24 protein-coding genes are annotated in these 25,631 nt (G+C 45.4%); 23 read left to right on the top strand and 1 reads right to left on the bottom strand.

Going from position 1 to position 25,631, the window contains the following annotated elements; translation table 11 throughout:
- The 23 genes from EFA69_RS20420 to EFA69_RS06525 all read left to right on the top strand — a co-directional run.
- Positions 1-314, top strand: a 314-nt coding sequence (locus EFA69_RS20420) for a hypothetical protein (protein WP_221175688.1), incomplete at its 5' end; no start/stop codon positions are given.
- A 278-nt stretch (positions 315-592) separates the two neighbouring features.
- Positions 593-1,297, top strand: coding sequence for a hypothetical protein (locus EFA69_RS06635; protein WP_148041288.1), 705 nt, complete (start codon positions 593-595; stop codon positions 1,295-1,297).
- Positions 1,298-1,308: 11 nt separating this feature from the next.
- Positions 1,309-2,631 (top strand): LamG domain-containing protein, encoded by a 1,323-nt coding sequence (locus tag EFA69_RS06630; RefSeq protein ID WP_123132322.1) that lies wholly within the window; start codon positions 1,309-1,311, stop codon positions 2,629-2,631.
- A 428-nt stretch (positions 2,632-3,059) separates the two neighbouring features.
- Complete coding sequence (locus EFA69_RS06620; protein ID WP_123132320.1) at positions 3,060-3,623, top strand: hypothetical protein; 564 nt, start codon at positions 3,060-3,062, stop codon at positions 3,621-3,623.
- A 25-nt stretch (positions 3,624-3,648) separates the two neighbouring features.
- Positions 3,649-5,028, top strand: coding sequence for a DUF5977 domain-containing protein (locus EFA69_RS06615; RefSeq protein WP_123132319.1), 1,380 nt, complete (start codon positions 3,649-3,651; stop codon positions 5,026-5,028).
- A gap of 33 nt (positions 5,029-5,061) precedes the next feature.
- Positions 5,062-5,457: a hypothetical protein gene (locus EFA69_RS06610; protein ID WP_123132318.1), complete on the top strand. Its 396-nt coding sequence runs from the start codon at positions 5,062-5,064 to the stop codon at positions 5,455-5,457.
- A 3-nt stretch (positions 5,458-5,460) separates the two neighbouring features.
- Positions 5,461-7,824, top strand: a complete 2,364-nt coding sequence (locus EFA69_RS06605; RefSeq protein ID WP_123132317.1) for a hypothetical protein — start codon at positions 5,461-5,463, stop codon at positions 7,822-7,824.
- Positions 7,825-7,904: 80 nt separating this feature from the next.
- Positions 7,905-10,607 (top strand): coiled-coil domain-containing protein, encoded by a 2,703-nt coding sequence (locus EFA69_RS06600; RefSeq protein ID WP_123132316.1) that lies wholly within the window; start codon positions 7,905-7,907, stop codon positions 10,605-10,607.
- 23 nt (positions 10,608-10,630) lie between these two features.
- Entirely contained in the window at positions 10,631-11,257 is a 627-nt protein-coding gene (locus EFA69_RS06595) for an XkdF-like putative serine protease domain-containing protein (protein ID WP_123132315.1), read from the top strand.
- Complete coding sequence (locus EFA69_RS06590) at positions 11,250-11,891, top strand: hypothetical protein (protein WP_123132314.1); 642 nt, start codon at positions 11,250-11,252, stop codon at positions 11,889-11,891. Before EFA69_RS06595 ends, EFA69_RS06590 begins: the two co-directional genes overlap by 8 nt.
- A 69-nt stretch (positions 11,892-11,960) precedes the next feature.
- Complete coding sequence (locus EFA69_RS20250) at positions 11,961-12,332, top strand: hypothetical protein (RefSeq protein WP_183906711.1); 372 nt, start codon at positions 11,961-11,963, stop codon at positions 12,330-12,332.
- Positions 12,333-12,387: 55 nt separating this feature from the next.
- Positions 12,388-13,266, top strand: coding sequence for a hypothetical protein (locus EFA69_RS06580; protein ID WP_123132313.1), 879 nt, complete (start codon positions 12,388-12,390; stop codon positions 13,264-13,266).
- A gap of 140 nt (positions 13,267-13,406) precedes the next feature.
- Positions 13,407-13,883, top strand: coding sequence for a hypothetical protein (locus EFA69_RS06575; protein ID WP_148041287.1), 477 nt, complete (start codon positions 13,407-13,409; stop codon positions 13,881-13,883).
- 122 nt (positions 13,884-14,005) lie between these two features.
- Positions 14,006-14,272: a hypothetical protein gene (locus EFA69_RS06570; RefSeq protein WP_123132311.1), complete on the top strand. Its 267-nt coding sequence runs from the start codon at positions 14,006-14,008 to the stop codon at positions 14,270-14,272.
- Complete coding sequence (locus EFA69_RS06565) at positions 14,269-15,126, top strand: hypothetical protein (protein WP_123132310.1); 858 nt, start codon at positions 14,269-14,271, stop codon at positions 15,124-15,126. The genes EFA69_RS06570 and EFA69_RS06565 overlap by 4 nt, the downstream gene beginning before the upstream one ends.
- 30 nt (positions 15,127-15,156) lie before the next feature.
- Positions 15,157-16,470: a phage portal protein gene (locus EFA69_RS06560; protein WP_123132309.1), complete on the top strand. Its 1,314-nt coding sequence runs from the start codon at positions 15,157-15,159 to the stop codon at positions 16,468-16,470.
- The gene (locus tag EFA69_RS06555) at positions 16,418-16,927 is read left to right on the top strand and encodes a hypothetical protein (RefSeq protein WP_123132308.1); all 510 of its coding nucleotides are present in this window, start codon (positions 16,418-16,420) and stop codon (positions 16,925-16,927) included. The genes EFA69_RS06560 and EFA69_RS06555 overlap by 53 nt, the downstream gene beginning before the upstream one ends.
- A gap of 36 nt (positions 16,928-16,963) precedes the next feature.
- Positions 16,964-17,455 carry a DUF6712 family protein gene (locus EFA69_RS06550; protein ID WP_123132307.1) on the top strand — a complete coding sequence of 164 codons (492 nt, stop codon included), beginning with the start codon at positions 16,964-16,966 and terminating at the stop codon, positions 17,453-17,455.
- A gap of 8 nt (positions 17,456-17,463) precedes the next feature.
- Complete coding sequence (locus tag EFA69_RS20245; protein WP_123132306.1) at positions 17,464-17,703, top strand: hypothetical protein; 240 nt, start codon at positions 17,464-17,466, stop codon at positions 17,701-17,703.
- Between the two features lie 45 nt (positions 17,704-17,748).
- Positions 17,749-17,928 (top strand): hypothetical protein, encoded by a 180-nt coding sequence (locus EFA69_RS06540; RefSeq protein WP_123132305.1) that lies wholly within the window; start codon positions 17,749-17,751, stop codon positions 17,926-17,928.
- A gap of 9 nt (positions 17,929-17,937) precedes the next feature.
- Entirely contained in the window at positions 17,938-18,765 is an 828-nt protein-coding gene (locus EFA69_RS06535; RefSeq protein WP_123132304.1) for a hypothetical protein, read from the top strand.
- Between the two features lie 6 nt (positions 18,766-18,771).
- The gene (locus EFA69_RS06530; protein ID WP_123132303.1) at positions 18,772-24,144 is read left to right on the top strand and encodes a tail fiber domain-containing protein; all 5,373 of its coding nucleotides are present in this window, start codon (positions 18,772-18,774) and stop codon (positions 24,142-24,144) included.
- Positions 24,144-24,932, top strand: a complete 789-nt coding sequence (locus EFA69_RS06525) for a hypothetical protein (RefSeq protein WP_123132302.1) — start codon at positions 24,144-24,146, stop codon at positions 24,930-24,932. The genes EFA69_RS06530 and EFA69_RS06525 overlap by 1 nt, the downstream gene beginning before the upstream one ends.
- Positions 24,933-25,089: 157 nt before the next feature.
- Here the strand turns inward: EFA69_RS06525 and EFA69_RS06520 are convergent, their stop codons facing one another.
- Positions 25,090-25,542, bottom strand: a complete 453-nt coding sequence (locus EFA69_RS06520; protein WP_123132301.1) for a lysozyme — start codon at positions 25,540-25,542, stop codon at positions 25,090-25,092.
- Between the last annotated feature and the right edge of the window lie 89 nt (positions 25,543-25,631).

Raw genomic sequence — 25,631 nt, 5'->3', positions numbered from 1 at the left:
CTCAGGGTGGTAAGGTTCTTGAGGCAAGGGCTAAGTTGTTCAATGAACTTCCTGCTTCACTTGTCCAGAAGGTAGACGCTTTTTTTTTGGGCAGATGGTTTCTCTTAGAAGCAGCTTCAAAAGCATATTCTCAGGCGGTGAGCCAACATCAGGAGAGCGTAGAGAACTTCTTGACAATTACGACAAAAAATGGAACTGGCAGGGGTTGGCGTTCAGCCTTGCGCAGGAAATTACAAAGGTTCATACTGTATATAACCTCAAAACGAGCGAAGTACTTAGCTGGCAGGAGCACCAGATTGACTTCAATAAAATGAATGAGTCACTTCAGAAACTAGACGCTCACAAACCTCAATAAATTAAATAATTAATTAAAAATTAAATGTCACATCAGTTATACAATGTCCAAGGGCTTAAGGGAATCATTGACCTAATCAGGTTGACAGCCAACGCCCACATAGCTATCAGTGAGTTCAAGGTTGGTGTGCAGTTGCAGGATGATACTAATGTCACCTCTTACCCTGTAGCCTACCTTGAATCAGATATTGAGTCTGACGTTGACGGTAACTCTGAGACCTTCAGTGTTGCTCTCTCCGTGGGTGACAGACTACCCAATGACTTCACCTCAGAAGACCTTATCAACGGCAAGACCAAAACCTCTCAGATTCTTGATGAAATACACTATCACATAGAGAACCTAGCCAGTAACATCCTAGTGACCGGAATGAATAAATTCTACTATGAGAATGTCAACCAAGACTCTATAGTTGTTTGCCGTGGTGAGTTCACCATTGAGATTCCAAGGTATACCTCAAGGGTTGCGACTCCCTATGATGCTCAGGTCATTGATATTGGTCAGAACCAGACGCTGTGTAAACCAGTGACGGTCATTGACCCCAACAACAACACCACAACTCAGGTACTTGCAGGTCAGACCTACACGGTGCCGTTGGTTGAGTTACCAGTCTTTGAACCTGCTGTTGTCATTGATAATGTGAACGGGGTGACCATAGAACTAAGTTCAGGGGAGACCTATACGGTGAATGATATCCCTGACCTGTACTCAATGTCCTTTAACTACGGGGTTGAGTCAGAGTCTGGAATCACCATCACGGCCACGGCTGAAGAGGCCGCTACCTATTCGGCTCAGGCTCTGGTGAACTGCTCTGCTGTCACCTACAGGAAGAACAGCACCGTAACCACGCTACCAATCGCACTGGCTGTTAATGATGTCCTGTCAGTGGAAATCACCAAGAATAACCTCACAGCATCTTCCAAGGTGGTGCTCACAAGTCTTTAAAACTTTAATTAATGAGAAACAGGAAATTCAGTTTCTATTCAGCAAAGACGCTGATGAATTTGACAATAAGGCGGTACGCATCATTTGACGGTGTGAATGACTACATCAGGTCAGAAAACCTACCAATAAACAGCCTCTCAGAGATAACGGGTTTAACATTGGCAGCTTGGGTTAAATTCATCAGCGTTCAGTCTGAAACGTCTGGAAATGTGCGTTACGGTTCAATTGCTGGTCAGAGTTATTTGGGTTCATACCCCAATGGCTACGGCATAACCGTCTACAACAACACTTTCTCAGCACAGGTAAGAATAAACGACACTGTATTCTTTGTTAGAAATGATTCCTTATACCACAGGGACGAACTTTGGCACAGGGTAGTGATGACGGTTGACTTAATAGGTAAAACCATCAGACTATATGTGGACACTGTTTTGGCGCAGGAACTACCGCTTATCTTCGCCGCAATACCAACGGCAAGGATGGGTGAATTCAGGGTTGGTATTAACAACGCAAACCGATACCCTCTCAAGGCAAGAGTACGTGAGGTAGTGGTTCACAGCACAGTATGGTCATCTGAGGATATCACCAATGACTACAGCTTCAGGAATATAGGCAGGGGGCTGCTGCTTCGGTACAAACTTGATGGCAATGTGCAGGATTCATCAGGGAATAATAATCACGGCACTGCATTGAACGGTGTCACCTATGAGAATGACATAACGAAATACACGCAATTTGATGGTGTTGATGATTATATCGAATCAACTAACATAGGGGACTCAATAGACTTCACAAGCTCAAGCTTCACAATAGAGTTGTGGGCGAAAAGAACTAGAAGTGGGACAGCCGACTGGATGTTAACTGTTGGTTCACAAAGGTCAACATCAAAGATTATACATATGGGTTATTCAGGAGATAGATTACGATTCTCATTTTGGGGCACCAACCTTGAATCAACAGAGACATTCACTGACACAAATGTTTGGATTCATTGGGCTGTCACCTATGATAACCCAACCAGAACAGCGTCATTGTTTATGAATGGCGTGTTCAAAAAAAGTATTGTGTTTGCGGCGAACTTCACGGGTGCTAATGTTTTGCAGATTGGTGGTACTCCCAATTTCCTTGCATACTCCACACTTAAACTAAGTAACCTCAGATTCTGGAATACAGTGAGGACACAGGAACAAATTCAAGGTAATATGACCTCAAGTTTCACTGCACCTCAACCAAACTTGGTTGCTAACTACAGACTGGATAGTGATACTTTGGATTCATCAGGAAATAATAATCACGGCACTGCCTACAACGGTGTGACCTTCATAAATGAATAAAGAATATGAACAAACAGTACGCATTGATACCAGAGGAATATATCACTCCTGAACTGGCTCTCAATTTCCTAATAGTCTCTGACTTCAGTAACAACCACGTCATTGAGTCCCACCAGATAAAGGACGCTTCTGGTCAGGAATCTACGGTACTAAATAAATGGATAACGCTAAGGTGGGTGGAATCGGACACACAAGGTTTTAGTCCCGAACAGGTCTCCATTATCCAAGGGTGCAGGGACAGGTTCAACCAAGAACACCAGATTCAGATTGATTTTGAGGTGATTGGTGACAATGATTGGGCTATTGACTCTTCTATATTTCTCACTCACTGATTAAACCTTTAATTAAAATATAAATTATGATGAACCACCTAAAAGGTGGTTTTTCTGCTTAAACGGAATCAGGGGAATCACATATTATCAGTGTATATGGCCTATGCAAGAATAAAATCAATCAAAACCACCAAGAGGGGAGGGAAGGTTCTTTCTGAGAAAGAGTTGAAGTCATATCTGAACGGTCAGTTGTTCCAAGTGGCAAGGGAGATAAAGGAATACATCATCACCCTTGCTGAAGCTGGCTCAAGGCATAAGTTCAGGAAAGACGGTAAGGACGGATTCTACCAGCAGACCACAGTTGATTTCAACACCGATGGTGTCACAATCAATTTCCCTCAACACGCCTACTTCCTTGACGTGGGTAGGAAAGCACTAGCAAGGAAAGTCCCTGTCTCAGTCCTGATAAACTGGATTAAGAGATACAGGATTCTAGGAAGGAGCCAGAAGACAGGCAAGTACCAGAAAGCCTCTGGAAATTCAATCAACTCCCTAGCGTTCGCTATTCAGACAGCAATCTACAAGAAAGGTCTCAGGGCAAGGAATTTCATTGCACCCTCTATGGAATACGCAGAACAGGCACTTGCTCAGGTCATTGATGAACTCATAGTGCCAGCTATTGTCACCACGGTTGAGTTCCACCTGACAAAGAAGAAATAAACTAAATAGAAAATCTAATGAAGCATTGTCACAGAAACTAACAATAACCAAGGCACCTCAATTCATTGAGGCTGCATATAACAGAATTGTATTTGAGGTCAGTTACAGTGACTACACCCTTGGGGATATGTTCTTCCTTGAGGTCTATGATTCCATCACCTCTAAACTACTGACCACGCTGGTCAAGAACGGTACAGGTTTAGGACTGTGTGAGTTTGATGTCTCAGACATTGTTCAGAGTCTCTTCCCCGAACCAAAGGTGTTGAACCCGAACGTAGTGATGCAGAAGGATGAATCTGCGCTTGTGTCCTATCAGGTCAAAATAGGAGTAGTAAAGCTGGTGAACAGGGTTCAGGTTAAATCCTACCACTACATCTCTGATGTCTTGTATGGACTTAGGGCAGCATTATCATTAGACGGTTCTGAGTCAGTTTCCTCTTCTTTAGTGGTTGACTATAACAGAGAGGCTAAGTTCCTGACCTCAATCACACCAAACCAGAGTGAGAGTTCAGACTTGTTCCTTCCAGTGCTGGTGACCGCGCCTACTGAGGTGAAACTTGTCTGCAACTACTACACCTCAAGAAGGGAGACTGAGCACACCCTTCCAACCCTAGGGGTGTACGTCTTCAACGTCAGACCCTCTCTCCAAGGCTCCAACGCCTCAGGACTCTCCGTATGGCTTGAGTCGGAGACACCTACCTATCTGGCAACCGCCACGGCAACCGTGAATTGTGAACAGGCTGGCTACATAGGCTCAATGACTGCCACAGCAACTGATTTCTCAACACTCACCAAACCTGACGCTCTCACAAAGGCAATGAGCAAGGCGGCAAGCCTCGCACAGGCCAACCTTGTATGTGTTGTTGATGAAAACGCGGTGCAGTACACCTCAACGCAGAGCTATACAGCCCACTGTTCTGACGGTTACACAGGTTCCTATACCTCAACGCAGACCAGAACCTCTTTCATCTCTCAGGAAGATGCCTATACCAAGGCTTTGAACGCTGCTCAGGCTGACGCACAGGCAAAATTGGTTTGTACCCCTGCGGTGACCTACACCTCAACGCAAACTTATACAGCCTACTGCCCTGAGGGTGAGCAGGGTTCCTACACTTCAACCAAACAGGCCACTTCCACCATATCTCAGGCTGACGCTGACGCTAAGGCTTTCGCTGCTGCTAAGGCAGAATCTGAAGCAAATCTTCTGTGTATCCCAAATGAACCTAATATCAACCCTTATCTAGAGGGCTACCAGCAGGGACACATTGACGCAGCGAGCTATGCGCCTTATAGAGGTGGGAGTTGCCCAATGCATATTATTTTGACGCTTGAAGAGTGTGAACAGTGGAAGGCTGGTTATAGTGATGGATGGAGAGAAGCTGGCGGGGGTGCAGTAGAAGTCTAATATACCGGATAATTAAAATTTAAATTTAAATAAATGAAAATAACAGAGACAAAGGTTTTCAACCTTACCCCAAGATTGAAGAACGCTGTCAGGGTCACTTTCCTCAACAGGAGAGGGGGCACTGACTGTGTGTCCTTCACAAGGTTCTACAACACTGAGGTGAAGACCAAGGGGCAGACCTTCAACGCTGGAATTAGTGAGAGAACCTACGCGGTGGAGGCAGACAGAACCAACACCTACCACTCACAGCACCTCTCAGAGGCTGAGTTCAATTGGCTTCAGGACTTGATGTTGAGTCCCGTGGTGAGTGTGAACGGGCAACAGGTGAGGGTTCTGGACTCTAGCTATAAGTTCGACTCTATAGACAGGCTCTGGACAATTGAGTTGCAGGTTCAGTCCATCTTCTCAGAGAATAAAATCACACTATAAGTAATGAAGGATTTAAGAATTTACATCAATGGGGCTGACGCTGACCTCTCTGAGAAGATAAAGCCAGTGATATCAAAGATTGTCTCAGAGTACCGTAACCCTACCAAGAAGACAGGCTCTTTCTCCTACACGCTCAAACTACCCAAGACGCAGAAGAACAAAGGTATATTCAAGTTTGAGTCAGACAGACAGGTGCTAGGCAAGTTCAGGACTCCCTATTCCTGCTACGTCACCCTGAACTCAGTTGAGATTATGTCTGGTGAGTTCGTGCTGAACAGAATCACGCCCGATGGTTTTGAGGGGTTCATCTCTGGCACTGGTGAGGGAAGGATTGCAGACATACTAGACGGAAACAAGACACTCAGGGACGTGCAGACCTATGAAGAGATTGACTTCACTGGTGATGCCTACGTTTGGGAGAGGCTGGACGCTGACCTTGACGGTTCCAACGCTGAGATAGCTTTCCCCTTCGTGTTTGACTCCTTTGCAAGAATCAAGTACCTCAACGGTGGGACTGTTGACGGAATCTTCCACCAGCAGAAATATGATGATTTCGGAATCTCCCACTTCATCAGACCTCTGTTCACCAAGATTTTCTCTGAGGTTGGCTATTCGGTTCAGGGGAATGTACTGGACTCTGAGACCTTCAGGAAAATGATTCTTCTCTACTCCAACAAAGACGGTGAGTCACCGGCCTACAACTACGGGAAGCTGAACCCTCTTGAGACAAAGCTTTATTTCAACTACTTCAACCAAGGCTCTACCTTCAAAGGGCAGGATTACTCAATGTACGCTATTGAGCCTCAACCCTACGGCCTTTGGGAAACTGACCAGTCTGGTGACCTGTCTTTCTCCTACGGGAATGATGGTGTCTACACGTGCAAGTACACCTCAAACTACACTATTGAAGTGAAGGTAGAGTCACAGGCAACTAACGTGGGTCTTTCGAACAACCCAAGGCTTGAGTCAAAGCAGTTTCTGGTATTCAGAGAGATTGATGACAACCAGTACCCTGAGGTAAGCATCAGTGATTACTCATCACTAAGTTACTTCAATGTGATGGACGCTGACACTCTAAATGTCCAGTCAGGAACTACGTCTTCAGAATCTGGAAACCTTCACACGCACTATACCACCTTCACAGCAAGAATGGTGGAGGGAAAGCAGTACAGGATTCAGGTGATGGTAGCCGTGAAGGACTCCGTTGAGCCTGAGAAGATGATGTTAAGCTGCAACCCTGACAACTCTTATTTCAAAATCACCGAGTGTCAGGGCAGACAGACACTGAACCCTGCTTTGTTCCTGCCCAAGATGTCACAGGTGGATTTCATTCAGGCTATCTTCAAGGTGTTCTCCCTGTTCTACTCCATCAATGAGGTGGAGAAGTCCATTACCCTATATACACGTGACGAATGGTATGAACTCAATAAGTCCAACATCACTGACCTCTCCGAAAAGTTGAGCCTCAACGGTTTTGAAGAGACACCCCTGAGTGAGAATGAGATTGCAGAAACTTTCTACAGGTGGTCAACGGATGACTCTGACCACCTCCTGACCAATACGGACTATATGTCTGAGGTGAATGCAGACGTGTCAGAAGATGCCTACACATTGCCCTTTGCGCCTCTGTCCTTTATCAGACAGCAGATTGTTACCTATAGTGATGATTACATCTACAGGGACTTGGGTTATGAGTTACTTCCTGTGGCTATTCCAGCCACTGACTCAGTAGATATGTCCGTGGTGGAAGACTACACAGCCGCTTCCAATTTCGGCTATATGCCCAAGCTGGCTCTCTACCAAGGGGCAAGTCACCTGAAGTCAGGCCAGATGTACTACGCTGGTTATTCCGATGCCTACGGCTATAATAAACTCCTGATTCAGTTCCAGAGAACCAAGAACCTGACAGGAGGCACATTCTATGATACGTTTGGGATTAACCGCTATAAACCGATACCCAAGCTGTCATTCTTCAACGTCAGGAACCAACCAGCCTATGAGCTGGAGTACATTCAGGCCACTAGGGAATTCAGGCTCAGGAAAGTGACTGGTGACACTATCTACACTGAGAGTGACACTGGTTTCCTCACGGACTCTGAGAAGGTCAATTCAATGGACTCTGTGTCTCTTGCCCTCTCAGGTGAGAAGTCTTTGTTCCAGCAGTTGTACAGGAATGATGTGGCAGTCACGGACTGGTCAAACTTCACAGAGGGTGAGGTCAGGATGAACGCCCACCTTTTCCAGTCACTCACAGGAAGGAATATCATCAGGATTGACTCAGACTTGTATCTGCTTTCAGCAATCAACAACTATGACCTGTTGGGAGAGGTCGCAAAAGTAAAGCTATACCGTATGGTTTCGGCCTGATTTTAATTAAAACTTTGATTAAAATGAAATAAGGTCAAACGCATATTGAGGGTATAGAACAATGAATGTTCAACTAATCAATGGCTTTAAAATCAAAATATGAATTAAAAATAGAAGGTACTGTACAGGCTATCAGAGAAGTAGAGGAACTTGGTGACAAGCTTGAAAGAATTGAGCAGGAGTTGGGAGAAGCTGAAGAGGGTACTTTGGCCTTTGAGAGGCTGACCAAGGAACTTGAGTTGACCAACATCCAGTCTGAGAGGGCTGTCAAGAACCTGAATACCCTGAACAGCCAGAAGATGTCCGGTCTCAGGGGTACGCTTTCCTCAATCGGTAACGGTTTCACCAGTATCGCTTCACAGGCTACTGGTGCCTCAGGCGGTATTGACCTGCTGACCAAGACCACACAGGCTCTAGGTATTGAGTCTGATTTGCTGAATTCCATCATAGAGAAGTTTGGGGGTGTTGCTTCCAGTTCATTTGAGACTGCTGGAAAGGGCGCAACCCGTTTCGGCACTGTCACGAAGGTAGCCCTTGCCTCAACTGGTATAGGTCTTCTCTTGGTGGCTGTGGCCTCACTGACCGCTTACTTCACCAAGTCTGCTGAAGGCTCAGAGAAGTTAGCTATGAAGCTTGCCTACCTGAAGGGTGTTTTCACAGGTATTGTCAATGTGCTCTCTGACATTGGGAAAGGGATTGCAGATGCTTTCTCTGACCCTGAAGGGACAATTGATACAATGACTGACAAGGTGACGAACTTCTTCTCAGCCTTGGGTCAGGCTGCAACAGGGAACGGGGCAAAGTTGGGTATAATGCTCAATGACCTCTGGAACGGAGTCAAAAAGGTTGGTGATGAAATTGACAAGGTAGGTGAGAAGTCGGTAGCTATTGAGAAACTGACAAGAGCCTATCAGAAAACAGGGATTGAGATATCCAAGCAGGTAGCACAGCTTCAAGGTGTTGTCCAAATGAATGAGGCTGTTGCCCAATCTGACCTCAGGACTCAGAAAGAAAGAACTGATGCAGCCAACACAGCCTACAGAGCAAAACAACAGATTCTAACCCTTCAGAAGCAGGAACTTCAGAACAACCTCAACCTGCTTCAGTTGCAGAACTCTCAGGTAGCAGGTGGTAAGAAGACCTCTGATATGCTCAAGGCTGAACAGGATATCAGGAATGAGATTCAGGCTAAATCCAATGAGGCTCAACTTCTGGAACTTGAGAGAGAGGAACGTATCTACACCACCAAGAAAGAAGCTGCTGACAGAATCAAGGACAGTCTTGAGGCTGAGTATGAAAGAAAGAAACTAAGCAATGAGGTTAGTCTAGCTGAGGCAACTACCCAAGAAGAAAAACTCAGGCTTCACAAGGCTACCCTTGATGCTCAGATAGAATACAACACCAAGGCTACAGCAGCCTATATGACATTGGAAGACACCTCTGACAGAGCAGCAGCCTTGTTGAGCCTTACCACTGAGATGAATGACGCTGAGAGGGAATACACCGCCAACGTCAAGGCAACCAATGAAGAGTATGCCAAAAGACAGAATGACGCTCAGGTGAAGACCTCAGTTGGCGAACTTGAGAACTACAAACTCAAGGCTGTTCAGGCTGGCTTGGACAAACAGTATGACCTACAGTTGTTCTACATCAACAAGGCTAAGGGGCAGGAACTGAAAGTTCTCAATGATGCCTACAAGAAAGAGATAAGCGTCAAGGGTCTGAGCAATGATGAATTAGAGGCTATCCACCTTGACTACATCAACAAGAAACTGGCACTTGACCAGAACTACGCTGCTCAGGTCAAAACCGTTGAAGACGGAATCAAGGAGAGGAAGAAAGCAGATGCTGAGAAAGAGATAGCTGACCTTCAGGCTAAGTACGAGACAATGAACGCTGTCTATGAGGGGTTCGCTCAGAACGTGCAGGCTATTTCTGACGCTTTCACCAATGCCTCTCTGGAAGCCTTTGACGCAAAGCTTGCTGAGGTTGACATAATGATTCAGTCCTACAGGGAGCAGATGTCTGCACTTGAGTCTGAGATTCAGGAGTCAGAGTCTAGGGTGAATGACCTTGAGGCTTCTCTGTTGACCGCCAAAGGTGCCGAACGTGAGAAAATCATCCAGCAGCTTGAGCAGGAGAGAAAGAAACAGAGACAGCTTGCACAGGAGAGAAAAGCGGAAGACCAGAGAATCAAGAAAGCAGAGCAGGAGAAAATCAGGCTTGAGCAGGAGAAAGAGAAATCACTTGCCAAACAGGAAATTCTTGTTCAGGCTCTGACGATGGTGCAACACGGCCTGAACGCTGCCAAGGCGATTGAGGCTGCTTTAGATGCTTCCAAGAACGGTAAATTCGGTTGGGACAACATTGCCATCCTTGCTGCTGCAACGGCTGGAATCATTGTCTCAATGGCTGCAATCAAGTCTGCCGCAAAGAAAGGATTCTATGACGGTGGCTTCACCTCCAAATCAATCTCTGACGGTACTGAGGTAGGGGTAGTCCACGCAAATGAGTATGTGCTACCTGCTTGGATGGTTCGTCAGAACCCTGTCTTGGTCTCTCAGTTGGAGTCAGTCAGAACCCAAGGTAAGTACTCCACTGGTGGGATGGTGGCTCAGAACATCACCCAACCTTCACAGACTGATTTGGCATTGGTGAACCAGATACAGCTATTGAGGAATGACATTCAGACCTATTCCCAAACACCTATTCACGTGGTGGCTACGGAGGTCGCTGACGTTAACGCTAGGGTGGCAGACATCAAAGAATACTCTGTAAAATAATTTAAACTTTAATTAAAATACTAATGACAAGAAAAGACATACCAGTGTACTCAGTGACCGTGGATGATTTGGATGAAGCAACGGGCATAAGCCTGATTTCAATAGTTGACAGACCAGCGATTGAGTCCAATTTCCTGAGGCTGGAAGAAGAGACACCCCAACCCGTTCACCTAGCCAGAGAGACAGAGAAACGCTACGCCACTGGTGCTGTCCTGATTCCAGACAAGCTAATCTACAGAAGGGACTCAGACACAGGGAAAGAGTATTACCTGAACTTTGAGTCTCAGGAGATTGAGCGTATCAGGAACAAGTTCTTCAGGACTGGTGAGTTGAAGATGTCCAACCTTGACCATAGTTCTGAAGACCTGATACAGGGATTCCTCATTGAGTCTTGGATTGTGGTTGACGCTCAGAAAGACAAAGCCGTTGCCTTAGGATTCCAAGACGTGAAGGTGGGTTCCCTGTACGCTACCTATCATTTTCCGTCTGATGAAATCTGGTCACAGGTTTCTGAGAGGAACGGGTTCAGTTTAGAGGGTTCTTTCCTGACCAACCTGAAGATGTCTGAGCAGACACCAGAGACTGAAACGGTTGAGGGTGTGCTAGACCTGTTGGTTGATTTCCTGAAAGGAGGGGGCGCGAATGAATAAGTACCTACTCTACGTCATTCTCTTCTTCATTGGGTTGAGTGCCTACCAGTGCGTCAGGAATGAAGACCTCACCAAAGACCTTGACTCCAAGTCCAACCTCATTGAGGTGCTGTCTGATTCGGTCACCTACACTAGGAATGAACTCAAGCAGGAAGTAGCCTCAAAGAAAGCGATTTCAGCCACTGTGAAAGACCTTGAGAAGAGTGTAGCCTTACTGACGGACAACCAGAGAAAGCTTCTGCAAGAGGCTAAAACAGCAGGAAAAGAGGTAGTAACAGTCACTCAGGTCAAGGAGGTGGTCACCGTCAGAGAGCAGCCAGTTCTTCTCAGGGATTCCCTGACCGGAAACTACAGCCACAGAGACCAGTACCTATCCTACACAATCAGTGTGGAACAAGACTCAGTTAGGTTGGATTCACTCTCACTCTACAATGACAAATCAGTAGTCATCAGGGAAGAACCTGAGAAAGGGGTGAGGGTGAGTGTCACCAACACCAACCCTTACTTCAAGACAGCAGACGTAGACGCGCTCTACATTCCAGAGAACAGGAAGAAGTCATTCCTTGACTCAAAAGGGGTAAAGGTAGGTCTGTTCATTCTCGGCCTCGGTACGGGTGCCTTTATCTTTAATTAAAAAATTAATCCAAAAAAAATAAACGTGAGGTTAAAAATACATATAACCATTATAAGACATCAATAAAATATGACTGAAGAAAATAAGAGAACAATCTGGACTAAGCTTGCTGCTGCTCTAGGTATTGAGTTGTCTGAACCTGCTGCCCCTGTGGTAGAACCAGAGCCAGTAGTTGAGCCTGAGCCAGTGGTAGAACCAGAACCTGAGGTTGAGCCTGAGGTGAACCTTGAGGCTGTCAATGCTGACTTAGTTGCTAGAATCGCTGACTTGGAATCCAAGCTTGCCCAAAACGCAGAGTTAGAGACCAAGCTTGCTGAGGTTGAGGCTAAACTTGCCCAAGTGGAGTCAGAGCCAGCAGACAAAAAAGTAAACCTTTCGGCCACTGAGCCACAAATGACAAAGGCTGAGATGTTCCTAGCCTCTGTGAAGAGAGGGTTCTAATCAACTAAATAGTATTAATTAAAAATAAAATTAAATAAAAAATTAAAATCTAAAAATGCCAATTACTTATAATCCTAAATTATTCTCTGGTGATTACTACGCACAGATTTACAGTGAGACTTTAACGACTGCTAAGACCCTTTCCAACAATTACGTTCACATTATGCCCAATGTGAAGACTGAGCAGTTTGTGACTACTTTCTCTGCTTCTATCACAGAGCAGGACTATGCTTCAGACTTTGACCCTGCCACTGCTGACAGAGGCTCAGTGACCATCAGTGATGAAAAGGTAATGCCTCTAAAGAAGATGTTCTTCACCACCGTTGACCCTGAGACATTGAGATTCACCAGATTCGGTGATGATAAAATGGGTGCTGGTGCCAGAAACCTGACTATCACTGAGTTTGAGAACAAATTACTTGATACCCTTATCCCTCAGATGGCTAGAAGTATTGAGGTTGCCTTCTGGTCTGATATCAAGACCCTTGCTGGCACTAAGCTTGCTGCTGGAAATAAAATCGCTAAGAATGCCTCTGGACTCACAGTGAGTAACATCTACGGTGAGATGGAGAAGGTATGGAAAGCGATTCCTTCACAGGTTAGAGCAACTGGTCAGGCTGTAATCTATGCAGACGAATCAGTGAAAGACCTGATGATTCTTGCAAACCTCTATGAGAACTACAAAGAGAAATTCATCATCAACGGTGACTCTGTTTCCTTCCTTGGTACTGCTGTTTTATTTGTTCCGCTTGGTGCCAACACAATGTTTGCAGGTAACAAGAATGAGGTGGTGTTTGCTACTGACGTGGTGAATGATGAAGCCTCAATTGAAATCGGTAAGTTGAACAACTACGGTGACAAGTTATTCTTCAAGTCTGTGTACACAAGAGACAAGGCTATTGTGGTTCCTTCTCAGAAAATCCTTTATTCTTAATTCTTTTAATTAAAACTTAAAGTAAAACATTAATGGATGGTGAGTGCATCAAAGGTGCTTACCATCCAATAAAATAACATTATATAAAATATTGAATTTAAATGAGTTATATCAATAAACCTCTAGGGAACATCTCTGAGATGGCTTTCACAATCGGTGGTATCAATCAGGTGGCACTTTTGGAGAAGTCCAAACTCACAGGTATCACCTATGACGCTACCAACAAACTTGACATCACTGGTCTGACAGTTGCCTCAGGTGCCACTTTCCAAGACATTGTGTTTGTGAAAGGTTCTGCAACGCTGGAACAGGAGCAGGTGAAAACAGCTACCTCACACTACATCACGCAGAAACTGAAGTTCTCAGTCCTGACCGAAGACAACGCTACCTCTCAGGCTGTCCTGTTGGGTAGGGAATACGTGGCCTTGGTTCGCAAGAATTCAGGGAAGTGGGTGCTGGTGGGTAAAGACAACGGCCTTGCTTGCTCTGTCTACACGAACAACTCCACTGCTGACGATGCCTCAAGAACCTATGAAATGACTGCTGATAACTTGGGTGATGCTTCCAATGTCACTATGACTGACGCTGCTATCCTTGCCTTGATTAACAAAGGCTAACAATCCCTTCTAAACGATTCTGTTTGAACCCTTCTGAACTCTCAGAGGGGTTTTTTTATGCCAGTCCTGTGAATCTGAAGAATAATGAGAATGGAAACGGTGAAACCACATATTAAATGTAAATGATAACACTGAAGAATACACAGGAAGACGCTCACTTCCTGATTTACAAGACACACGCTCCAACGGTCTCAAGGCTGGTGATAAAGAACCTGATTACTGACCAAGAGCAGGAACTTGGGTTTGAGTCCCTTGAACTGGCTAACTCCTACAGGCTCTCACTCATTGACCCTGACCTGAGTGGCTTCCAAGGTTCTAACCTGCTGCTTGTCTATGACGGAAATGACCAGCTTATCTATAAGGAGATGATTTTTTACTACACGCTATGATTTATGACAAACCACTTTACAACAGTTTCAGGAACCAGATAGGCTACAACATCACAGGATGTAAACGCTTATTCCTGACGGAATCTAAGAACGTGCGCTGGTACGGGTTTGAGAACAGGCAGATAAATCACCTTGATATGTCTGGTTCCTTTGCAATGTTTGAGAACCTGTCAAATGTCACGTATTCAGTAAAGGCAGAGCAGAGCAAGAACGGTGTCAGCTACAAGGTTGACATCACCTTCTCAATTGGTGGTATCAAGGCTGATGCTTCCTATATGCTTGAGAACCTGATTAACTCTGAGTTGACTGGTGTGGTGGAAGACAGGAACGGCAGATACTGGCTTGTAGGTTTCCGTCAAGGTCTGGTCTCTGACTATGAATCCAAGACTGAAGACAGTTCCTACTCAGTGAAGATGACCACTACCCAACTCACCAAGCCTGAAGAGATTGCACCTGCTACAATGGCTGCTCAGATTTTCGCTCCGTTTGATGACTTGGTGACACCTTCACCAGTGTTCACGGTTCCTAGCCGTGACAGTCAAGGGGGTACTACTCTTGTGAACAAGAACTTCACTGTGAAGACGGTGACAGTTGAGAATTACCAGATTCTTCCTTCAGATGAATTCCTGTTACTTCCTTTTGCTAACAGTGTCTTCCTACCTGCTACAGCACCTCAGGGGAAACAGTATGTCATCAAGTGTGACTATGATGCCTCAGTTGAGCCTTCATTCATTAAGGTGAACTCTGGTGACATTGACTACTACAATTTGATTGAGATGTACACTATGAATGCTTCATTCACGGTGGTTTATGACGGTGCTGGTTCTTGGCATATTGTAAGCTTCTCTCATTAAGATAACCTTAATTAAAATTTTAATTAAACATTGAAAACTAATAACACCAATAAAAATGAAACTAAGAATTCATTCAGTTCAATATCAGTAAACCTCTCAAGTGCAGAGATTCCAGAGATATCACCAGCTAGGGTGAAGAGGCTTAGAGATGATTGGGTGCCTTGGGGAAGCAAGAACAACTACCCTGATGTGTTGATTGACTTCTCCAAGAAATCTACGATACACAGTGCCTTCATCCAACTCAAGAAGAAGCTTATCTCTGCTGAGGGTTTTTCCTGCTCAGATAACATTGAGGCTTTCGTAGAGAAACCCAATGAGTACGGTGAGTCCCTAGACATCATCCTGAAGAAAGCTGCTCAGGACTTAGCCATCACGGAGACCTGTGCTCTGATGGTTCGCTATGGCAAGGGCGGTAAGAAGGTAGCTGCCCTTGACTACGTTGACTCCACAAAGGTCAGGGTAGACAAGAAACTTGATGAATTCGGCAGGGTGCAAGGCTTCTGGCTGTGTGCTGACTGGTCTAACGTCAGGGACAACCCACCTGTCTACTATGAGACCTATAACCCCTCTAAACAGGGTAAACAGAGTTCACAGCTTTGGTACTTCAAGAACAAAGGTGCTGGACAGGATTATTACCCTGATATCTCCTACGCCTCGGCCTTGACCAACATTGAGACAGCCTACAACCTTGATGAATTCCTAGCTAACACAGTCGCTAACGGGTTCTTCTCTTCTGCAATTGTCGAAATAAACTCTGAGGCCACTGAAGAACAGAAGAGGAAGTTCATTCAGGACTTCACGCAGAAGAACACAGGAAGCAAGAACGCTGGTAAAATCACCTTTGTCTGGACTTCACAGCCCAACTCAGTGAAGATTAACCCTATCAACCCTTCTGATATCACGGCCTTTGTAGAGAAGTCAAGGCAGATTACTACTGATGCTATTGTAGTCGCTCACGGTGGTCAGGGCATCCTAGCAGGGGTGAGGCAGGAGGGAAACGGCCTAGGTTCTGACGGTAACCTGTTCAACACAGCTATGAAGACCTATTACTCAACCGTTATCAGGGACTATCAGAAACCAGTCATTGACTTCCTGAAGTCTGTGTTTGACTACAACGGTGTCACTGAATATGAATTAGAGGTGAAGTCTTCAGCCTTGATTCTTGACGAAAACAGAATGATTGACTTGCTCAAGCCTGAAGCTTACATAACTGACTACGGCTATGATGTGGAAGACCTTCTCAACCCAAGTGATGAAGTTGAGGAAGAAGTAAACCCTGCTGAGAAAAAAGATGGAACAACTGATACAGACGAGACTTCACCAGAAGATACAGGGATACTATAACCTGAGTGACGAACGGGAAATCAGGGAATTTGAGTTGGCTCAGGTTGATGATTTTCTGTTCTGGTCTAGAAAGACTTGGTGCAGGTTTGAGTTCGTCTACTGCAACAACAGACTCAATAAGAAGCTAGGCAGGGTAGGGAGGTCTTCAGGCACGAGGTACGGGACTAGGTTTCTTGACCTTGTTCCAACCAAGGACAAACCCAAGAAGAGGAACCCTTCTACCAAGACCTACAGGTACTACGACACTGGCAGACCTACCAAGAACTCCACCAAGAACACTGGTATCAGGGACGCTCAGGGACGCTACACACAGAACAGAGGTCAGGCAATAAAAGGCTCTTGGAGGTCATTCAGACCGGATTGCTTCATTGTCCTGACAGGGATATGGTCTTATGAGAGAGGGAAGTTTGTCTCTGACTATTCTGACTTCAACATCAGGAACCAACCCACCTCATAACCAAATAATTAATTAAAGTTTAAATTATAAATATAAATGTTAAAAGTATACCTGATTGATGAAGCGTACCTGAAAACAACCGTGAACGTCACCTCTCACAAAGACGCTAATGAGATTAAGATTGCCTTCAAGACCGTTGAGGAATTCTACATCACTGACCTGCTGTCAATCCCTCTCTATGAACTCTATGTCAACCACGTCACCAACGGGACGGAACTCACCCCTAGACAGGCTGACCTATTCCCAAAGATTAAACTCTACTACGCCCTTCTGGTTCAGTATGAGTTGATGTTCAACCTGTTCACCGTGACCAACAAAGGCAATGAGCAGAGCCAGAACGCCCCTTCGATAACTGACATCAGGGAGAAAAGGAATGAGGTGATGTCCAAGGCTGAGACTGTCAAGGCAAGGATTCTTGAGTACCTGTCCAAAAATAAGGCTGACTTCCCTGAGTACTATGCTGGTTCACAGGGTAATGACACCCCAAGTTCTGACGCTTCTGGCTTCAGCCCAATTGTTTTCTACTAAGTAAGGTGATGGTTATATCAATCCCTTTAATCGCACTGATATTCACCATTCTTGGTGGAATCGGTTCTCTGGTAGGAATCTATGTAGTACTCAAGACCAATGACACCAGACAGGAATCTGAGATAACTTATCTCAAGGAAAGAGTAACGAAGCTTGAGCACAATGTTTCCAATGAACTCAAAGAAATCAAAGACCTTCTACTTGAGGTTAAGATTGAGTTAGCTGTTCAAAAAGAAAGACATCAATAAATAATATCCTTTAATGATTTAATTAAAATGAAACTTAAAAATATAATGAAAGCACCTAAGTCAACCCTCTTGGGGCTGCTGCTTCTGGTGCTGCTAGGAGTTGGGCTTGCAACGGGTGTGGTTACTGACTGGACATTTGCTGGTGCCGTTTTCGCTGGTGCCCTCTCCCTTCTTCCTACCAACTGGTTCAGGGAGAGCACCCCAAAGGATAACCTTAATGAATAAGACAATGAATTGAAAGAGTCAAGAATTCCTTCCAGAAACCTCACGGTAGGGAAAGAGATAAGGGTGACAGGTGCTCAGGTGGGTGGCTTCAAGGACGGTGACATCATATCACCCACAGACCTGATTGAGACAGTCCTTGAGAAGCTTCTGACCAAGGAAAGCAATGTCACCTACACTACCCCTACAGGCTCCATCTCTTCCACTGTCACTGGCAACGTTGAAGCCGGTACTGTTATCACCCCAACCATCACCCCTACATTCAACAGGAATGACGCTGGTGCCCTGACCAAATACGTCCTGAAGAGAGGTAGTACCGTCCTGCTTGACGCTGTGTTGCAGAATGTCCAAGACTCAGTGACCATTGGTGACGCTTCCATCTCCTACCAAGCCTCATTCTCCTACGCTGCTGGTGCTGTCAAGAACACGAACCTAGGGAATCCCTCACCTCAAGGGGCTATCCAAGCAGGTACGGTGAACTCCAACACCGTGACCATCTCTGGCAAGAGGTACGCTTTCTATGACGTTGACAAGCCTACGGCAACCTCTAACGATATCAGGAACCTGTCAGGAAAGGTGATGGACATAAGTCAGGGGAACTCCTTCACCATCAACATTCCTGCTGGCACTGAGTCAGTTGAGTTCGCCTATATGGACACCCTGAGGGATGTTTCCAAGGTGATAGACGAAGCTACCAACCTTGACGTGAAAGGTGTCTTCACAAAGAATAATCAAAATGTTGCAGGGGCTAACAACTTCAGCCCTATCGGATATAAAGTCTACAGATACACGCCTGTAGTGCCCTTCAATAATGCGACAAGGTATATAGTGACTATTTAATATTTAATGGCTTCAGCAGATTTAGCACTACAGTACTCAAGACAATATGCAAAAAACATAGACGTAGACTTTGAAATGACCACTGAGGAAAGACAGGCTTACCTCTCCAACCCTCTCAGGTATGCAGGTCAACCAATCTTTGACGTGACCGAAGGTAAGCCCTACTACCTAAGCACTGGCCTCAATGCTTGGTTGCCTTACGGGGGTGGTATCACTGGCCTAACTTGGTCACAGGTGACTGAGAAACCTCTGACGTTCGCACCTTCTGCCCACTCACACCAATTTAGTGAAGTAACTGGTTTACAATCTGCCCTTGATGGTAAGTCTGGAACAGGTCATAGTCATTCTTGGAATTCAATCACCGATAAGCCTGAGAGTTTCCCTGTTTCAGGACATACCCACGAAATTGAAGATGTCAACGGACTTCAGACAGCGTTGGACAATGCCAGCCCTATTGAGGCTATTATAGGTGTGTCCAACCCTGAAGGATTGTTCTTTGTCCTGAAAGAAGAGTTAGATTATCAAGGTAACCCTATTGATGATGGTTCCACTCCTTTCAATTGGAATATCTCTTCAGGACAAGTAGAAGACATCTCTAATCCATTGTTCAAACCTGAGTATATGGGAAGAATAATATACTTCTTTTTCAGCTACTACCACCTGAACACGAAGTTACTAGGCTTCCCTCAGAGATATGAAGACTTGTTAAATGAAAACGGGTTGGTAGATTTCAGTAAATCACATCTTTATCAGGAACTCCACAAGGAGAAAGGGAACCTTCTTTATGTAGTTGATGAACAGAACTCACCTGACTACACTGCTGGTAGCAAAAGTATCTCTTTCAGTAGCAAGGTAAAAATGATTAGGGTTCCTGAGGTGTACAACCCTATTTATGATGACAAAGACCTATACCTGTTCAGCACCTATGGCAACTTCAACACTGGTGAAGGTGAATATGACTTTGATAATGGTGTTACCCTTACTAAGGTCATCTATCAGGATGTGTATGAAAACGGTGTCCTGAACATTGATTTGTTCCCTTTCTATTTCACCCAATATAAATCAGAATTTGCTAATCTTTACTATAACACTGAGGAAGCAGTGAACCAGAGATTAGTGAGGTTCAAGCAGTCAGGTTTCTACACTAAAGACCCGAACCAATATTATCTGAGCGTAGACGGTAATGACATCAAACAGTACCCTCTACCAATAAAATACAATCCAGAAACCAAGTCATATTCAACTGAATCCAATATCTCTACTGGTGAGAAATCCTTCGCTTTAGGGTATAATACTCAGGCATCCGGTGACTACTCTCACGCAGAGGGTTATAGTTCTGAAGCATCCGGTGAAGCGTCACACGCAAAGGGTTACTATACTCAGGCACTAGGTAATTACTCACACGCAGAGGGTTACCAAACAATAGCATCCGGTAACTATTCACACGCTGAGGGTTACAAAACAATAGCAACAGGGACATACTCACACGCTGAAGGATATGTAACCAAGGCTTACGGTGATGGTAGTGTTGCTGTTGGTAACTTCTCTGAAGCTCACGGTATCGCTTCTTACGCTGAAGGTACTCAAACAAGGGCATATGGGCAGCAATCTCACTCAGAAGGGTTTCATACTCACGCTTCCGGTTATTCTTCCCACAGTCAAGGAAACTATACGTCTGCCGTTGGAGAGGCTTCTCATACAGGTGGTAGGGGTAATAGCAATACCGTCAGGGTTCTGGCAACAGGTAACGCAGCATTCAACCATAGCAGGGTGACTAATGCTTCAGTATCAGGTGCTTCAGCCGCTAATTCAGCTATTTTAGGCGGTTTAAACCACAATATATATTCAACTGCAACAAATGGTGCTGTTGTAGCTGGCTCAGGACATTCGTTAGCTTCAGGAGCTACAAACTCTGCTATTATCGGTGGTCAGAATATTGTAGGTACTTCACCTAATACAGTCTATGTGCCTAACTTGGTTGTAACTGGCAATCTGATGAACTCTACAGGTGGTACTATAGGTGGTGGTGCCGTAGGTGCACACTCACACATTATTTCTGACGTGACTGGTTTGCAAGCAGCATTAGACGGTAAATCTGGCACAGGACATACACATTCTTGGCCTGAAATCACCAACAAACCCACTACGTTCACCCCTTCGGAGCACTCTCACGCTATCTCCGGTGTAACTGGCCTACAGTCTGCCCTTGACGGTAAAGCTGGTACAGGACATACGCATACTTGGTCACAGGTAACTGATAAACCTCAGACGTTCCCTGCTACACCACACTCCCATACTTGGAATGACGTTACCGGAAAACCTGTGACCTTCAATCCATCAGAACACGCTCACCAGATTTCCGGTGTTACTGGTCTTCAGTCAGCCCTTGATGCTGCCACTGTCTTCATCAAGAATGAGGTAGTGACTAACACACCTGATTTGATTTACATCCTAGAAGACACTTCTCTTGATGATGGTTCTGGTGTTGCCGTTGATATCGGTCTATCAACTGATATACAAGGGACTCTAGACACAGGTGAGTCAGACTACAACCCTGACTACAGCACTAGGGAACTGTACATTAACTTCCTAGGTACATTGGTTTCAGGAGCTAAACTTGGGTTCAGCCAGCAGTACTCTGATTTAAGTCAGAACGGTGGGTTCTCATTACTGAACTCACTCTTCTATCAGGAACTTCATTCTGAGGTGCCCCACTTCCTGTATGTAGCTGATATTTTATCACCTGCTTATGACACTGAGTCTACTTATTTCAGCTTCTCTTCTGACTTGGTATATGATAGGCTACCTGTTGAGTGGAATCAAACATATCTAGACAGAGTTGTTTATACACCTTACAAAGGTTATTTTGAGACAGGTGAGGACTACGGTTTTGACAGGATGCTTGCTCAGGACTTGTATGAAGACGGTGTGTTGAACCCACTCCTTCACCCAATGACATCCTATGCTCATATTGCTGGTGTAGATGGGTTTAACTGCAATATGGACTTGTCAGGTACTGAGAGAAGCCTTGAGTTCAGGGAACCAAACTACTATCCCAAAAACCCTTACCAACACTATCTGGCTGTTGAAGACAATACCATAGTGCAGATTCCTCTTGCTATCAAATTTGACAAAGACCTGAACTCTGTTTGGGCTGGTGACAACCACGCAGAAGGAAACTTCTCAACGGCATTCGGCTCTGGTTCTTTTGCAAGTGGTGACTATTCGTTATCAATCGGTTATGGCACTGTAGCATCAGGTGAGAAATCCTTCGCTTCAGGTGATAATACTCAGGCTTCCGGTTGGTATTCACACTCAGAAGGTGCTTATACAAAGGCAGAAGGTGCCTTTTCACACGCTGAAGGCTCAGGGACTAAGGCTCTAGGCACTTTCTCGAAGTCAGCAGGTTACAATACTGAGGCTTCAGGTGATGCAAGTTCGGCCTCTGGCAAGGGGAATCTGTTTGATTTTGTAAAGGCTTCAGGAAATGTGGCGTTCAACCACAGTGAGGTCAGTACCTCAGACGTTTTGGGTGCTGCTGCTGACAATTCTGCTATCCTTGGTGGTAAGAATAACCAGTTGCAGCCAGAAGCATTGAGAAGCGTTGTCCTTGGTGGTCAGGATATCAACGGTACTCAAGCAGATACTGTCTATGTCCCTAACCTAGTGGTGATGTCTGGTATCATCAAAGACGCTGACGGAAACCCTATTGGTGGTGGAAGTCCTGCAACCACTGGAACAACCTCAGTGTCTTGGAATGAGATAACTGGCAAACCCACCACATTTACCCCTGCTGCACACTCACATACTTGGTCTGAAATTACGGCTAAACCAACCAGCTTCACACCTTCATCACACTCCCATACTTGGAATGACGTTACCGGAAAACCTGTGACCTTCAATCCATCAGAACACACTCACCAGATTTCCGGTATTACTGGTCTTCAGTCTGAGTTGGATGCAAAGTCCGGTACAGGTCACACGCATTCTTGGTCTCAAATTACAAGCAAACCCACCACTTTCACACCTGCCACGCACACGCACGGTGAGTACATCAAAACCGTGAACGGATTGAGTCCAGATGCTTCAGGAAACGTGGTAGTAGCTGTCTCAGGCGGAACAGGAACCCCTACCTCTGTTGACTGGTCATTGATTACCAATAAACCTCAGACATTCACTCCTTCAGAACATACCCACCTGATTTCAGAGGTGGAGAACCTACAGACTGAATTGAACTCAAAGTCAGGGACTGGTCACACGCATACTTGGTCTCAAATCACAGGCAAGCCCTCAACGTTCGCTCCTGCTCAACATTCACACGCGGTAGCTGAAGTGACAGGTCTTCAGTCTGCACTTGACGGTAAATCTGGCACAGGACACACCCACAGTGAGTATTCCTTGACCTCACACACGCACTCTTGGTCTCAGGTGACTGATAAACCTCAAACCTTCCCTGCTGCTGCTCACGCCCACGCTTGGTCTGAAATCACCAACAAACCCACTACGTTCACCCCTTCAGCACACTCACATACATTGAGTGAGGTGACAGGTCTTCAGAGTGCATTGGACACCAAATCTGGCACAGGGCATACGCATTCTTGGTCTCAGGTGACTGATAAACCAGCCAGTTTCACACCTTCTACGCACTCACACTCAGAGTACTCCCTGACTTCCCACACCCATACAGAGATGGTGAAGAAGGTGAACGGTCAGGCTCCTGACGCTCAGGGTAACGTGAACATAACAGTGTCAGCCACTACCTCAGTGTCTTGGGAATCAGTGTCAGGGAAACCCTCAACGTTTGCCCCTGCTGCTCACTCACATACATTGAGTGAGGTTAATGGTTTGCAGGGTGCCCTTGACGGTAAAGCAAATACAGGCCATACACACAATTGGGAGAACATTCAAAACAAGCCGCTGTTGTATCCAGCTTCAGCACATTACCACAACATCAGTGATATCCACGGGCTTCAGACAGCGTTGGAAAATGTTTCTTCTGCTACTGGTGATGTGAACGCCACTCCAAATTCAATTGCCAAAAGGACATCTGATGGCTCATTGAACGTTGTGAATCTCTATGCAACGGCAAATGTGCAGTCTAACAGTGATGCAAGGCTGAAGGACAACGTGACACCTTACTGTGAGGGGCTGGCGAAGGTAATGGCACTCACACCTGTGAGGTACAACCGTAATGACTTGGGTGGGAAAGAAGAGATTGGTTTCATAGCACAGGCTGTGAAAGAGGTTGAACCCCTGCTGGTGAGCTACACCAATGACACCCACTCACTTGACTACCCAAGAATCAATGTCCTTCTGGTTCAAGCCATTCAGGAGTTGAAGAGAGAAGTCGATGAACTGAAGAAAGGAAGGGTGGGCTAATGGCAGTGTCACATACAGACATAACAATGGCGGCTGTGAGGAAAGAGATTTTGGGGGATTTGGAGGGTGAGTTCTATTCACCCTCTCAACCTATCCAAAATCCCGGCACCAACTCTATGTTCAGCAACTCTTCACCCATATTCCTGAAGGACTTATTCTTCCATTCAACGCTTCCATACACTCCACCATATAATCTGAGTGCGTTCGCTGGTTACGTCCACAAGCCACCTCTGGCGATATACACCAGCAAGCCGGAGCCACTGGAAACACAGCAGGAGGTGTTCACCAACATAACGGTGACCAAACCGAACCCGCAGACCGTCACAGCCACCGTGAGAAGAACCAACGGGTACACAGGGGCTGTCACCAACCTATACCCCACCATCCCTTCTGGTTCAGTATCTGTCAGGGTTGATGGGATGTTCGAGAGAAAGGAAATTGATTACACCGTCACTTGGGAAATCATTGGCACCAGTGCGAACGCAGGGATAAAACTGAACGAAAAAGTCTGCTCAACCGTGATTCCTGCACTGCCTTACACGGAAGAACCACGTGCAACGGGTGTTGAAATCACTATGCCTTACACTGACTGGCTGGATGCTGTGAACGCACCCCTGATGTATTGGGCTTACACCCTTTCTGGAAGCTTCGGGGAAGGGGAGAGGATTTGGTTGGGAGATTACACCAACCCCGTCACGGAGCCAGAGAGATTCACCTATATCAGGACAGTGTACGGTGACCTTTGGCTAATAGATGATATGAGGACTTTGCGTTCTTGGACACCATAAACAATAAAAAAACCTACTCTCAATTTTAAGAGTAGGTTTTTTGCGTTTTAAGGCTCTGTGAGACACGATACCTTGAATTGATGCATTGATACGACTTGAGCCGATTTGATTCAATGGTAACACCTCAAAACGGTTCATTTTTAATTTAATTAATGTTTTAATTAATAGGACTTAAGAACAGGGTTCTCTCTTGAAGCCTCCGGTTAACCAGTCCCTGTACGACCTTACCACCAGCTTTATTCCAGAGGGTGAAGTTGTTTGCTGCCCTCAGATAGTCTTTCTGGTTGAGTCTCTTCAGGATTGATGATTTGTTGAAGGCACCGGAACCGATGTTGAACATCAAGGACAGAAGTGCGTCTACCTGATTCTGGTTAAGGGGTACTTTCACCACTGCATTCAGGTTCTTCTCAAACCTAGCAATGTCTTTTCTGAGCAGTTCGTCTACCTCTGACTCAGTGAGGGTCTTGGTCAGTAAGTGTTTCTCAGTTGCCAGTATCAGGTGACCTACGCCAATGGTAGGGTAACCAGCAACGTCCCTGTACATCCGGTACTCTACTCCTTCGTGTTTCTTTATTTGATTGATTCCATTGTTTGAGATTCTGTAAGCCATAGTTAAAAGGTTCTATGACTCACTATATGTATACACTACTCTCTCATTCTATTATATATTAATAAGGACTCTCTATCATCTCTATTATC

This window comes from Rufibacter immobilis (genome assembly GCF_003721565.1).
In the GTDB taxonomy this organism is placed as follows: domain Bacteria; phylum Bacteroidota; class Bacteroidia; order Cytophagales; family Hymenobacteraceae; genus Nibribacter; species Nibribacter immobilis.
This window is presented reverse-complemented; position numbering and strand designations above follow the sequence as displayed.

Excerpts from the sequence above, each read along its gene's own strand:
- EFA69_RS06630 (WP_123132322.1), top strand. The coding sequence starts at position 1,309 with ATGAGAAACAGGAAATTCAGTTTCTATTCAGCAAAGACGCTGATGAAT.
- EFA69_RS06620 (WP_123132320.1), top strand. The coding sequence starts at position 3,060 with ATGGCCTATGCAAGAATAAAATCAATCAAAACCACCAAGAGGGGAGGG.
- EFA69_RS06610 (WP_123132318.1), top strand. The coding sequence starts at position 5,062 with ATGAAAATAACAGAGACAAAGGTTTTCAACCTTACCCCAAGATTGAAG.
- EFA69_RS06605 (WP_123132317.1), top strand. The coding sequence starts at position 5,461 with ATGAAGGATTTAAGAATTTACATCAATGGGGCTGACGCTGACCTCTCT.
- EFA69_RS06600 (WP_123132316.1), top strand. The coding sequence starts at position 7,905 with ATGGCTTTAAAATCAAAATATGAATTAAAAATAGAAGGTACTGTACAG.
- EFA69_RS06595 (WP_123132315.1), top strand. The coding sequence starts at position 10,631 with ATGACAAGAAAAGACATACCAGTGTACTCAGTGACCGTGGATGATTTG.
- EFA69_RS06590 (WP_123132314.1), top strand. The coding sequence starts at position 11,250 with ATGAATAAGTACCTACTCTACGTCATTCTCTTCTTCATTGGGTTGAGT.
- EFA69_RS20250 (WP_183906711.1), top strand. The coding sequence starts at position 11,961 with ATGACTGAAGAAAATAAGAGAACAATCTGGACTAAGCTTGCTGCTGCT.
- EFA69_RS06580 (WP_123132313.1), top strand. The coding sequence starts at position 12,388 with ATGCCAATTACTTATAATCCTAAATTATTCTCTGGTGATTACTACGCA.
- EFA69_RS06575 (WP_148041287.1), top strand. The coding sequence starts at position 13,407 with ATGGCTTTCACAATCGGTGGTATCAATCAGGTGGCACTTTTGGAGAAG.
- EFA69_RS06570 (WP_123132311.1), top strand. The coding sequence starts at position 14,006 with ATGATAACACTGAAGAATACACAGGAAGACGCTCACTTCCTGATTTAC.
- EFA69_RS06565 (WP_123132310.1), top strand. The coding sequence starts at position 14,269 with ATGATTTATGACAAACCACTTTACAACAGTTTCAGGAACCAGATAGGC.
- EFA69_RS06555 (WP_123132308.1), top strand. The coding sequence starts at position 16,418 with ATGGAACAACTGATACAGACGAGACTTCACCAGAAGATACAGGGATAC.
- EFA69_RS06550 (WP_123132307.1), top strand. The coding sequence starts at position 16,964 with ATGTTAAAAGTATACCTGATTGATGAAGCGTACCTGAAAACAACCGTG.
- EFA69_RS20245 (WP_123132306.1), top strand. The coding sequence starts at position 17,464 with ATGGTTATATCAATCCCTTTAATCGCACTGATATTCACCATTCTTGGT.
- EFA69_RS06540 (WP_123132305.1), top strand. The coding sequence starts at position 17,749 with ATGAAAGCACCTAAGTCAACCCTCTTGGGGCTGCTGCTTCTGGTGCTG.
- EFA69_RS06530 (WP_123132303.1), top strand. The coding sequence starts at position 18,772 with ATGGCTTCAGCAGATTTAGCACTACAGTACTCAAGACAATATGCAAAA.
- EFA69_RS06525 (WP_123132302.1), top strand. The coding sequence starts at position 24,144 with ATGGCAGTGTCACATACAGACATAACAATGGCGGCTGTGAGGAAAGAG.
- EFA69_RS06520 (WP_123132301.1), bottom strand. The coding sequence starts at position 25,542 with ATGGCTTACAGAATCTCAAACAATGGAATCAATCAAATAAAGAAACAC.